Here is a 12,053-nt window from a genome sequence, read left to right as displayed (position 1 = left end):
CCGTTTTCGGGCAGGTGACGGTGACTGTCGCGTGTTCTGACCGGTTGTCTGACAGCGCTGGACAACAGGACGCCAAGCAGGTTCCATGTCTGGCCGCCGCATGGCTGGCATTCCCATCAGAAGGACAGGCAATGGACACTTCCACCGTGGTTCGCGGGCAGCACGTACAGAGCACACGCATGGCACTGGCCGTGGTGACGGCGATCTTCTTCATGTGGGGCTTCATCACCTGCCTCAACGACATCCTGATTCCGCACCTCAAGGCTGCGTTCTCGCTGACCTGGGTGCAGGCGATGCTCATCCAGTTCACGTTCTTCGGCGCGTACTTCCTGATGTCGTTGCCGGCGGGCCGGCTGGTGGCTGCGGTGGGCTACAAGCGCGGCATCGTGGCCGGTCTTGCGATCGCCGGGGTCGGCGCGCTGCTGTTCTGGCCGGCGGCCGCGCTGCATGTATACGGGCTGTTCCTGGGCGCGCTGTTCGTGCTGGCCACCGGCATCACCGTGCTGCAGGTCGCGGCCAACCCGTATGTGGCGCTGCTGGGGCCGGAGCAGACCAGCTCCAGCCGGCTCACCCTGGCCCAGTCGATGAACGCGCTGGGCACCACCATCGCCCCGCTGTTCGGTGGGCTGCTGATCCTGGCGGCCGAACCGCGCAGCGCCGAGCAGCTCGCGCTGCTGCCGCAGGCCGAAGCTCTGGCTTACCGCGCCGCTGAAGCACAATCAGTGCAGGTACCGTACTTCGGCCTGGCCATCGCGTTGTTCGTGCTGGCCGCGGCGATCTGGATGTTCCGCCTGCCCAGCATTGCCGGGGTGGAAGACAGCAAGGAGCAGGGCACGCTCGGTGCGGCGCTGCGCCACAAGCACCTGGCCTTCGGCGTGCTGGCGATCTTCTTCTACGTGGGTGCGGAAGTGTCCATCGGCAGCGTGCTGGTCAACTTCCTGTCCATGCCGGGCATCGGCGAAGGCCTGACCGAGCAGGAGGCCACGCGCTATGTGTCGCTGTACTGGGGCGGTGCGCTGGTCGGCCGCCTGGTCGGTACGTTCCTGCTGGCGCGCTTTGATCCGCGTCGCCTGCTCGGACTGTTCGCGCTGGTGGTGATGGGGCTGCTGGCGGTGACCATGCTCGGCACCGGCGAGCTGGCCAAGTGGAGCGTGGTCAGCGTGGGTCTGTTCAATTCGATCATGTTCCCGACCATCTTCGCGCTCGCCATCGGCGGCCTGGGCCCGCTCACCGGGCAGGGCTCCAGCCTGCTGGTGATGGCGATCGTGGGCGGCGCGGTGGTTCCGCTGGCGGTAGGCTGGTTGGCCGACCACTACGGGCTGCAGGCTTCGTTCCTGCTGCCGATGCTGTGCTACCTTTTCATCGTGTTCTATGCATGGCGCGGGTCGCGCCGCTACGCCTGACCGCTCAACGGCGCCGGGGTGCGTGGGTGGATTCACGCACCAGCACCGCATGGTCCACGGTGACCATGCGGCCGGCCTTCGGCGAGCGGATGCGTTCGATCAGCTGTTCGGTGGCCAGCCGACCCATCGTGTCGGTGGGCTGGCGCACGGTGGTCAGGGCCGGGTAGATGTGCCCGGCAATGGGCGTGTCATCGAAGCCGCACACGGAAAGATCGCGCGGCACGCGCAGGCCGCGCTGGCCAGCCACCCGGAACACCGCGGCGGCCATGTCGTCGTTGGCCGCGAAGATCGCGGTCGGCGGCTCGGGCAGGTCCAGCAGCGTGTTGGCCGCCTCGATGCCCGATTCGAACGAGAACTGGCCGTTCACCACCAGCGCCGGGTCGTACTCAATGCCCGCGTCGCGAAGTGCCTGGCGATAGCCGGCGAGGCGCCACTGGCACGCGCCATGCGCGCGCGGGCCTTTGATATGGGCGATGCGACGGTGGCCCTGCGCGACCAGATGGCCGATCAGTTCCACCACTGCGGTGGTTTCGTCCATGCGTACGCCGATGCGCCCTTCGGGATGGCGCGGTGCGATGCTGGAAAACGGAATCTCGTTGTCTTCCAGGTACGCCAGCACCACCGCATCGTCGGTCAGCGGCGGGATCAGCACCACGCCATCGGGCCTCGAGTTCTCGAACAGTGCGGCGAGGTCGGGCAGGGTGCGCCGGCCGATGCCGACCGGCCCCAGGATCAGGTTGTAGTGGTTGGCATGACAGGCTTCCAGCATGCCGTTCTGGATTTCCATCAGGTAGTTGCGCGAGGGGTTGTTGTAGACCAGCGCCAGTGCATACGAGCGCTGCCCGGCCAGGCTGCGCGCCGACAGGTTCGGTTTGTATCCCAGCCGGGAGACCGCAGCGAGCACGCGGTCGCGCGTTTCCACCCGTACGTTCGGCTCGTTGTTGAGCACGCGCGATACGGTCTTGATCGAAACGCCCGCAATGGCGGCGACATCCTCGATACGACTACGCATGGTGCGATGGATCCTCCTGGAGAGCCCGGCCGGCCGCTGCCGATGGTAATGCGCCTGTGTCGTTTCGGGATTACCGAAGCAGGCGGATGGTGCCACGTTGCGGGGTATTCGTGCACGGTCTGGATTTCCATGCGGCGCTGCAACAGCAACTGCGGATTCCCCGCGTGCGCGAAAAGAGCCAGCCCAACAACGACGGGGATACCAGGACAAGCTGTTCGCCGACCGGTTGACAGCGCCCCGCCGGGCTTATATGACAGCGCTGTCACCGGATGCGCCGAATCAGCCCGCGCCCGGTCCATCATCCGCACATTTTCTTGGAGGTAGATGCACGTGAGCAGCGCCCGGAAGACTCTTCTTACCGTCTGTGTCCTGACGGCATTGGCCGCCCAGGCGCATGCCGCGCCCGCCGCCGAGCGCCTGCAGGACTGGCCGCACGTGACCAGCGCGATCGCCTCCGACCCGGCCATCGAAAGCCGCGTGCGCAGCATCCTTGCGCAGATGACCCTGGCCCAGAAGGTCGGGCAGATGACCCAGCCGGAGATCAAGCAGATCACCCCGGAGCAGGTGCGTACCTACTACATCGGCTCCGTGCTCAATGGCGGTGGTTCGTGGCCGGGCATGGACAAGCACGCCAGCGTGGCCGACTGGGTCAAGCTGGCCGATGCCTATCACGCCGCCTCGCTGGCCACCGACGCGCGCACCCCGGTGCCGGTGATCTGGGGCACCGATGCCGTGCACGGCCACAGCAATGTGTTCGGCGCCACGCTGTTCCCGCACAACATCGGCCTGGGCGCCACCCGCGATGCCGCGTTGATCGAGCGCATCGGCGCCGCCACCGGCACCGCCACCCGTGCCACCGGCATCGGCTGGGTGTTCGCGCCCACGCTGGCGGTCGCGCATGACCCGCGCTGGGGTCGCACCTACGAAAGCTTCTCGTCCGACCCGTCCATCGTGCGCGAATACGCCACCGCCTACGTCAAGGGCGCGCAGGGCCGCTTCACTGGCGACGGCAACGTGGTGGCCACCGCCAAGCACTACATCGGCGATGGGGCCACCGACAACGGACGCGACCAGGGCGAGGCCACGGTGGACAAGGCCACCATGATCAACGTGCACGGCCAGGGTTACTTCGGTGCGCTGGGCGAAGGCGTGCAGACGGTGATGGCCTCGTTCAACAGCTGGAACGACCGCGCCGGCAGCGTGGACTACGGCAAGATGCACGGCAGCCAGGCGCTGCTCACCGGCGCGCTGAAGGAAAAGATGGGCTTTGACGGGTTCGTGGTGTCCGACTGGAACGGCATCGCCCAGGTGCCCGGCTGCCGCAACGACAGCTGCGCCCAGGCGATCAACGCCGGCATCGACATGGTGATGGTGCCTGATGACTGGAAGGCCTTCATTACCAACACCATGGCCCAGGTGGAGAGCGGCGAGATTCCGATGGCGCGCATCGACGATGCGGTGACCCGCATCCTGCGGGTGAAGCTGCGTGCGGGCCTGTTCGAGCACAAGCCGTCCGACAGCCGCTTCGCGGGCGACGCCAACGCCGTGCAGCACCGCGAGCTGGCGCGTGAAGCCGTGCGCGAATCGCTGGTGCTGCTGAAGAACCAGGACAAGGTGCTGCCGCTCAAGCGCGATGCGCGCGTGCTGGTGGTGGGCAAGAGTGCCGACAGCCTGTCCGACCAGGCCGGGGGCTGGTCGCTGACCTGGCAGGGTACCGAGAACACGAACGCCGATTTCCCCAATGCCGATTCGGTGCTGGGCGCGCTGCGCGCCGAGCTGGGCACGAAGCAGGTGACCTACAGCGCCGATGCCAAGGGCATCGATGCGTCAGCGTTCGACGTGGTGGTCGCGGTGATCGGCGAAACGCCGTACGCCGAAACCAACGGCGACATCCTCGCCTCGGACACGGTCAGCCACAGCCGTGCGCAGCCGCAGGACCTTGCCGTGCTCAAGGCCGCCGCCGCCACCGGCAAGCCGCTGGTCACCGTGTACTTCTCCGGCCGCCCGATGTACACCAACGACCTGCTCAACCTGTCGCAGGCATTCGTTGCCGCGTGGCTGCCGGGCACCGAAGGCAAGGGCATCACCGACGTTCTGGTGGCAGGCAAGGACGGCAGGCCCGCGCACGACTTCCACGGCCGGCTCAGCTTCCCGTGGCCGGGCGTGCCGTGCCCGGCACCGATCGACCGCCCGGACCCGAAGCGCCCGGACCTGTTCAAATTCGGCTATGGCCTGAGCTATGCCAAGCCCGCGCAGGTCGCGCGCCTGCCCGAAACCAACCCGGACCATTGCGGCGAAGTGACCACGCTGCCGATCTTCAATCGCGTGGATAGCGCGCCGTTCTCGCTGCACATCGCCGCCGGCGGTGCCACCCAGCCACTCGGCAACGATCTCAACGCCAGCCTGCGCTGGCCCACCGCCACGCCGGTGGCCGACGTGCGCACGGTGCAGATCAACACCCAGCAGGACGCCCGCGAAGTGACCTGGCTGGCCCCGGCGCAGCTGATCGCGCGCAGCACCTCGCGGCGCAACCTGGGCGCGCTGGCGCGCAGCAACGGCGCGTTGCAGTTCGACGTGATGGTGCAGCACCCGCCCGCCTCGCCGGTAATGGTGACCATGCAGTGCGGCACCGGCTGCGAGGGCGGGGTGGATATCGCCCCGGCGCTGGCAACGCTCACCCCGGGCCAGAAGCGCACGGTGACCATTCCGCTGGCCTGCTTCGCCAGCAAGGGCATCGACCTGGGCGCGGTGGAAGCCCCGTTCGTGGTCAGCGCGGACAAGCCGTTCGCCGCGGCCTTCACCCAGGTGCGGGTGGCGACGAAGGCGGACAAGGCCGAGGGGGTGGTGGAGTGCCGGTGAAGCGGTAGGTGATGCATGGGCCGGCCAACGGCCGGCGCTACCACGCCAGGATGTGTCGGGTTTGCCGCGAAAATGGGAGTTGTTGCAGGGGATTCCCGCCGGGTGACGGGTAGCGTGTGAGCTACACGGGCGCGGGGGAATCGATGTGACGCTGATGCATGTTCTGGGTGGGCTGTCGCTGCTGATCCTGGTCGGGGTGGCGACCATGGTGCGGGCAGGGATCGGGTTCGAACACGGGGATGGGACGGCGGTGCAGGAGGGGGCCGCCGAGGTCGATGCAGTGGGCGTGGTGGAGCCGCCGCTGGAACCGGTGGCCTCGTTGGGGACGCTGCAGTTCGGACCATTGCTGGATCGCATGCGGCCGTGAGGCGTGCCGGCCAACGGTCGGCACCTACCGTCAGCCAGCGCTGATCGGTTGGGGCCCCCAGCCATGAAAAAGGCCCCGCAGTGCGGGGCCTTTTTCTGTTTCGATGTTGGCGCCGGTCAGCGCTTCATCGAACCGAAGAACTCGTCGTTGGACTTGGTGTTCTTCATCTTGTCGAGCAGGAACTCCATCGCGGCGATTTCGTCCATCGGGTGCAGCAGCTTGCGCAGGATCCAGATCTTCTGCAGCAGCTCCGGTTCGATCAACAGGTCTTCGCGGCGTGTGCCCGAACGGTTGATGTCGATGGCCGGGTACACGCGCTTTTCGGCGATACGACGGTTCAGGTGCACTTCGCTGTTGCCGGTGCCCTTGAACTCTTCGTAGATCACCTCGTCCATCTTGCTGCCGGTGTCGACCAGCGCGGTGGCGATGATGGTCAGGCTGCCGCCTTCTTCAACGTTACGCGCGGCACCGAAGAAGCGCTTCGGGCGGTGCAGGGCGTTGGCGTCCACACCACCGGTGAGCACCTTGCCGGAGCTGGGAACCACGTTGTTGTAGGCGCGTGCCAGGCGGGTGATCGAGTCGAGCAGGATCACCACGTCCTTCTTGTGTTCCACCAGGCGCTTGGCGCGCTCGATCACCATTTCGGCAACCTGCACGTGGCGCGCGGCCGGTTCGTCGAAGGTGGAGCTGATGACTTCGCCGCGCACGGTGCGCTGCATTTCGGTCACTTCTTCCGGACGCTCGTCGATGAGCAGCACGATCATGTGCACGTCCGGGTGGTTGGTGGTGATCGCCGTCGCCACCTGCTGCATCAGCATGGTCTTACCGGCCTTGGGCGGGGAGACGATCAGCGCACGCTGACCCTTACCCTGCGGTGCCATCAGATCCATGATGCGGCCGGTAATGTCTTCGGACGAACCGTTGCCACGTTCCAGGGTGAAGCGCTTGCGCGGGAACAGCGGGGTGAGGTTCTCGAACAGCACCTTGTTCTTGGACGCTTCCAGCGGCTCACCGTTGATGGTGTCCACGATCGACAGCGCGAAGTAACGCTCGCCGTCCTTCGGGAAGCGGATGCGGCCGGACAGGTGGTCGCCGGTGCGCAGGTTGAAGCGGCGGATCTGGCTGGGCGAAATGTAGGTATCGTCCGGCCCGGCCAGGTAGCTGGCTTCAGCCGCGCGCAGGAAGCCGAAGCCGTCCGGCAGGATTTCCAGCACGCCGTCGGCGGCCACGCCGTCGCCATGGCGGGTGAGCACCTTGAGCAGGGCGAAGATCACGTCCTGCTTGCGGGCGCGGGCGACGCCTTCGGAGATCTGCAGCTGCTCGGCGATTTCCAGCAGCTTCTGGGCCGGCATGCGCTTGAGGTCGCTCAGCGAATAGACCGGGAAGCCCTCGGGCACGTTGGCCTGCTGGCTGCGCACGAACGGCTGCTGTTCGCCATTGTCCTGCGGCATGCCGTCGTCGCGGAAGCCACCACCACCACCGCCGCGATTGCGGTCGCGGTCACGGCGATTGCGGAAACGGTCACGGCGGTTGCCCTGACCTTGGTTCTGGCCCTGGCCCTGGTTCTGACCCTGCTGGTACGGGTTCTGGCCGCCCTGCGGGTTGTTGTTGTTGTTGCGCTGACCGCCGTCGGCGGCGTCCTGGCCACCGCCCTGCGGGGCCGGGGCATCGCCGCCGGAAGCGGCCGGTGCCTGGGAGGCCTGCTGCGGCGCTGCCGGTGCAGCCGGCGCCGGCGCGGAGGGCGCGGCAGCCAGGGGCAGGGCGTTCTGTTCGGGGGAAGACCCGGTGTCGGCGCTGCTGGCAGCGGCCTTGGCGACGCGCGGCTTGCGCACGCGCTTCTCGGCGGGCGCGTCGGCGCTCCCGGGTTCGGAAGTAGTGATATCGGACAAGTGCTGAATTCCTCGCTGGAAGGTGCGAGCGCCCGGCAGGGGCGGCGAACGTTGGGAAGGGATTCTGGAAAGAAACGTCGTCCAGAAGATGCGGCGCGCGAATGCGGCCGGATATGCCGACACTAACACCGGCTCGCGGCAGCGCGCAAGCCGGGTGGGGCAGGGTCATTCATGCGGGCGTGGGGCCCGCGGGGCAGCCGGGGTGGCCGGCTGCCGGGTGGCTCAGGCCAGGGCCTTGTCGAGCAGGCCGGCCAACTGGGCCTTGCCGACGGCACCGATCTGCTCGCCAACCTTCTCACCGCCCTTGAACACCACCAGGTACGGGATCGAGCGCACATGGTACTTGGCCGCCAGTGCGCGGTTGTTGTCCACGTTGACCTTCACGACCTTGGCGCGGCCCTGGTAGGCGTCGGCCAGCTCGTCGAGGGCCGGGGCGATCATCTTGCAGGGGCCACACCATTCGGCCCAGAAATCGACCAGGACCGGTTCCTTGGAATTCAGCACGGCGCTATCGAAGTCGGCATCGCCGACATGTACAACCTTGTCGCTCATCTTGGTCTCTCGTTTTGGAGTGCACCCGGCAGGGCCGGAGGGGTTGAACCTGGACAGGGCTGGGGGCCTGGTCCGCGTCTGCTGCCTCGTGGCCGCGGGTGCGGCCAGCGGTGCGTCCGATGGATGCCTGGACGCTCACGGCCGGCAGTGTACCCCTATCGTCGCGGGGCGACAGACACCGGTTGGAAAGAATCATCCTGTGACCGTCATCGCGCTTTGCCGGGGCTGGCGGGAACGATATGCGGGTGGGGCTCTGGCGGTTCCAGCCCCCTGGATCCCGGCGTTCAACTGGGGGTGGGGGCCGTGAAATGCAGCCACGCAGGGCGAGGCTCCACGGCTGGCCGGGCCGTCGCAGAGGGGGCTGCGACGGCCTCCCCCGGTTTGCCGGCCGCTTTGCGTTAAACTGGCCCACTGTGCGGCGCCCCGGGACCGGTTCGGTCCGGCCTCCGCCTTCCCAGGCGCAGGGCCCAATGGCGACGGTGCCCCCCAAGATTGCAAGCCACCCGCATCTCTGTCGGCTGGCCTTACCAAGACGGACTCATGAGCGACAAACCGCTGACCGATTTGACCTTCTCCTCCTTCGAGCTGCATCCGGCCCTGCAGGCTGGCCTTGAAGGCGCTGGTTTTACCCGCTGCACCCCGATCCAGGCGCTGACCCTGCCCGTGGCACTGCCCGGCGGCGATGTCGCCGGCCAGGCCCAGACCGGTACCGGCAAGACGCTGGCGTTCCTGGTGGCCGTGGTGAACCGGCTGCTGACCCGCCCGGCGCTGGCCGACCGCAAGCCGGAAGACCCGCGCGCGCTGATCCTGGCGCCCACCCGCGAACTGGCCATCCAGATCCACAAGGATGCGGTGAAGTTCGGCTCGGACCTCGGCCTGCGCTTTGCGCTGGTCTACGGCGGCGTGGATTACGACAAGCAGCGCGAACTGCTGCAGCAGGGCGTGGACGTGATCATCGCCACCCCGGGCCGCCTGATCGATTACGTCAAGCAGCACAAGGTGGTCTCGCTGCACGCCTGCGAAATCTGCGTGCTCGACGAAGCCGACCGCATGTTCGACCTGGGCTTCATCAAGGACATCCGCTTCCTGCTGCGCCGCATGCCCGAGCGCACCACCCGGCAGACCCTGCTGTTCAGCGCCACGCTCAGCCACCGCGTGCTGGAGCTGGCCTATGAGCACATGAACGAGCCGCAGAAGCTGGTGGTGGAAAGCGAATCGATCACCGCCGCGCGCGTGCGCCAGCGCATCTACTTCCCGGCCGACGAAGAGAAGATCCCGCTGCTGCTGGGCCTGCTCTCGCGCAGCGAAGGCGCGCGCACCATGGTGTTCGTCAACACCAAGGTGTTCGTGGAGCGCGTGGCGCGCTCGCTTGAGAAGGCCGGCTACCGCGTCGGCGTGCTCTCCGGCGATGTGCCGCAGAAGAAGCGCGAGAGCCTGCTCAACCGCTTCCAGAAGGGCCAGCTGGAAATCCTGGTGGCCACCGATGTTGCCGCGCGCGGCCTGCACATCGACGGCATCAAGTACGTTTACAACTACGACCTGCCGTTCGACGCCGAAGACTACGTGCACCGCATCGGCCGTACCGCCCGCCTGGGCGAGGAAGGCGATGCGATCAGCTTCGCCTGCGAACGCTACGCGATGGGCCTGCCGGACATCGAGGCCTACATCGAGCAGAAGATCCCGGTGGAAGCGGTCACCAGCGAAATCCTGACCGCGCTGCCGCGTCCGGAACGCGCGCCGGCCGCGCCGGGCGAGGAAGGCGACGAGAACGAAAGCGTCGGCCAGATCTTCCGCGAAGCGCGCGAAGCCCGCGCCGCCGAGGAAGAGCGTCGCGGCGGCGGTCGGTCGTCCAGCGGCAGCCGTTCCGGCGGTGGCCGGGGCGAGCGCAGTGGTGAGCGCAGCGGCGAACGCCGTCCGCGTGGCCCGCGCAAGCCGCGCGTGGAAGGCGAGCAGCCCGCTGTGGCCGTGGAAGGCGCTGCACCGGTGGAGGCTGCAAAGCCTGCCCAGGCGCCGCGTCCGCCGCGCGCGGAAGGTGCGCCGGAAGGTGCGGCCGAGGGCGAGCGTGCACCGCGCAAGCGCCGCCGTCGTCGCCACGGTCGTCCGGTGGAAGGTGCCGAGGGTGCCGCGCAGTCGGTCACGCCGGTGCAGGTCACCGCCAAGCCGATGCGCAACACCGCGCCGGCCGCGGACCCGGGTGCAGGCTTCCTGACCCGCATCGGCCGCAAGATCCGCCGCATGCTGTCGGGCGGTTGATCTGATCAACGGTAGCGCCCGGCCGGTGGCCGGGCGACACGACGTTCCCACGCCGCCATCCTCCTCCTGCATAATCGGAGGAATGAGCGTCCTGCGTTTTGACAATGTCAGCAAACACTATGCGGGCGGCCACCAGGCTCTGGTGGACGTCAGCTTCGATGTCGCGCCCGGTGAAATGCTGTTCGTGACCGGGCACTCCGGCGCCGGCAAGAGCACCCTGCTCAAGTTGATCCACCTCGACGAACGGCCCAGCCGTGGCGCGGTGGTGTTCGACGAGCGCAACCTGCTCAAGGTGCGCGGCGGCGATATCCCGCACCACCGTCGCGCGGTGGGTGCGGTCTACCAGGACCATCGCCTGCTGATGGACCGCAGCATTGCCGAAAACGTGGCCCTGCCGCTGATCCTGCGCGGTACCCGGCGGGGCGATATCGGCAAGCGCGTGCGTTCGGTGCTCGAGCGCATGGGCCTTGGCCATCGGGAAAAGGCGCTGCCGTCGCAGCTGTCGGCGGGTGAGCAGCAGCGCGTGGGCATCGCCCGTGCGATCGTCGGCGAGCCCAAGCTGCTGGTGGCCGACGAACCCACCGGCAACCTCGATCCGACCCTGGCCGCTGAAATCATGGCGCTGTTCGCCGAACTGCCCGAGCGCGGCACCAGCGTGCTGGTGGTCAGCCACGACCTGGCGCTGCTGCGCGCCATGCGCAAGCGCGTGCTGATCCTGGACCACGGCAAGCTCATTGACGACATCTCGCCGCAGGACCTGGCCGAATGAGTACCGCCACCAACAAGGAAGCCGCGGCGCCGTCGCGCCTGGGCGTGTGGTTGCACCACCACGGCCACAGCGTGGTGTTCAGCCTGGGCCGTGCCTGGCGCAAGCCGTGGGCCACGCTGTTGACCGTGATGGTGATGGCGCTCGCCCTGGCCCTGCCGCTGGGCCTGTCGATCGCGCTGGACAACCTCAAGCATTTCGCCGGCAGCGTGCAGCAGTCGCGCGACATCAACCTGTTCCTGAAGACCGACGTCGCCGCCGCCGCCGCCCGTCAGGTCGCCGACACGCTGCGCGGTCGCGCGGATGTGGCCGGGGTGACCCTGCGCTCGCCGGACGAAGGTCTGGCCGAGCTGCGCGACAGCGCCGGGCTGGGCGAAGCCATCGATGCGCTGCACGACAACCCGTTGCCCTCGCTGCTGATCATCACCCCGGCCAACGGTACCGACGACGCACGCCTGGCGCAGTCGCTGGAAGGCATGCCGCAGGCCGATCTGGTCCAGCACGATGCGCTGTGGCGCAAGCGCCTGGATGCCTGGCTGGGCTTCGGCACGCGCCTGGTGCAGGTGCTGTCGGTGCTGCTGGGCCTGGGCGCGGCGCTGGTGGTCGGCAACACGGTGCGGCTGGATATCCAGGCGCGCCGCGACGAAATCGGCGTGCTGCAGCTGCTGGGCGCCAGCGATGGGTTCATCCGCCGCCCGTTCCTTTACCTGGGCGCGTGGTACGGGCTGGGTGCCGGTGCGCTGGCCCTGGCGCTGGTCGGTGGGGCAGGGCTCGCGCTGCGCCCGCCACTGGCCGCGCTGTCGCAGAGCTATGCCAGCCCCTTCGTGCTGCATGGGCTGGACCTGTTGCATTCTTCGCTCGTGCTGGTCGGCACTGTCGTGCTGGGCTGGCTGGGCGCGTGGCTGGTGACGGGGCATTTCCTGCGCCAGACCCGTCCGACCGAAACCTGAGG

At 67.9% G+C, this 12,053-nt stretch carries 9 protein-coding genes; 6 read left to right on the top strand and 3 right to left on the bottom strand.

Features of this window, described 5'->3' with window-relative positions:
• Positions 1-131 precede the first annotated feature (131 nt).
• Complete coding sequence (locus BAY15_RS17430) at positions 132-1,403, top strand: sugar MFS transporter (protein WP_068854247.1); 1,272 nt, start codon at positions 132-134, stop codon at positions 1,401-1,403.
• 4 nt (positions 1,404-1,407) lie between these two features.
• Here the strand turns inward: BAY15_RS17430 and BAY15_RS17425 are convergent, their stop codons facing one another.
• Positions 1,408-2,415 (bottom strand): LacI family DNA-binding transcriptional regulator, encoded by a 1,008-nt coding sequence (locus BAY15_RS17425; RefSeq protein WP_068854246.1) that lies wholly within the window; start codon positions 2,413-2,415, stop codon positions 1,408-1,410.
• Positions 2,416-2,745: 330 nt separating this feature from the next.
• Between BAY15_RS17425 and BAY15_RS17420 the strand changes: the two genes are divergently transcribed.
• Positions 2,746-5,274: a glycoside hydrolase family 3 protein gene (locus BAY15_RS17420; RefSeq protein ID WP_083214291.1), complete on the top strand. Its 2,529-nt coding sequence runs from the start codon at positions 2,746-2,748 to the stop codon at positions 5,272-5,274.
• A gap of 154 nt (positions 5,275-5,428) precedes the next feature.
• The gene (locus BAY15_RS17415; RefSeq protein ID WP_157771777.1) at positions 5,429-5,641 is read left to right on the top strand and encodes a hypothetical protein; all 213 of its coding nucleotides are present in this window, start codon (positions 5,429-5,431) and stop codon (positions 5,639-5,641) included.
• 116 nt (positions 5,642-5,757) lie between these two features.
• Here the strand turns inward: BAY15_RS17415 and rho are convergent, their stop codons facing one another.
• Positions 5,758-7,530: a transcription termination factor Rho gene (rho, locus tag BAY15_RS17410; protein ID WP_068854243.1), complete on the bottom strand. Its 1,773-nt coding sequence runs from the start codon at positions 7,528-7,530 to the stop codon at positions 5,758-5,760.
• Between the two features lie 222 nt (positions 7,531-7,752).
• Positions 7,753-8,082 carry a thioredoxin gene (trxA, locus tag BAY15_RS17405; protein ID WP_068854242.1) on the bottom strand — a complete coding sequence of 110 codons (330 nt, stop codon included), beginning with the start codon at positions 8,080-8,082 and terminating at the stop codon, positions 7,753-7,755.
• A gap of 540 nt (positions 8,083-8,622) precedes the next feature.
• On the opposite strand from trxA, the gene rhlB reads away from it, so the two are divergent.
• The 3 genes from rhlB to ftsX all read left to right on the top strand — a co-directional run bounded on the left by rhlB (position 8,623) and on the right by ftsX (position 12,051).
• Complete coding sequence (gene rhlB / locus BAY15_RS17400; RefSeq protein WP_068854241.1) at positions 8,623-10,335, top strand: ATP-dependent RNA helicase RhlB; 1,713 nt, start codon at positions 8,623-8,625, stop codon at positions 10,333-10,335.
• Positions 10,336-10,417: 82 nt separating this feature from the next.
• Positions 10,418-11,104 (top strand): cell division ATP-binding protein FtsE, encoded by a 687-nt coding sequence (gene ftsE / locus BAY15_RS17395; RefSeq protein WP_068854240.1) that lies wholly within the window; start codon positions 10,418-10,420, stop codon positions 11,102-11,104.
• Positions 11,101-12,051 carry a permease-like cell division protein FtsX gene (gene ftsX, locus BAY15_RS17390; protein ID WP_068854239.1) on the top strand — a complete coding sequence of 317 codons (951 nt, stop codon included), beginning with the start codon at positions 11,101-11,103 and terminating at the stop codon, positions 12,049-12,051. The genes ftsE and ftsX overlap by 4 nt, the downstream gene beginning before the upstream one ends.
• The last annotated feature ends 2 nt before the right edge of the window (positions 12,052-12,053 follow it).

The sequence above is a fragment of the Stenotrophomonas rhizophila genome (genome assembly GCF_001704155.1).
Taxonomy (GTDB): Bacteria; Pseudomonadota; Gammaproteobacteria; order Xanthomonadales; family Xanthomonadaceae; genus Stenotrophomonas; species Stenotrophomonas rhizophila_A.
This window is presented reverse-complemented; position numbering and strand designations above follow the sequence as displayed.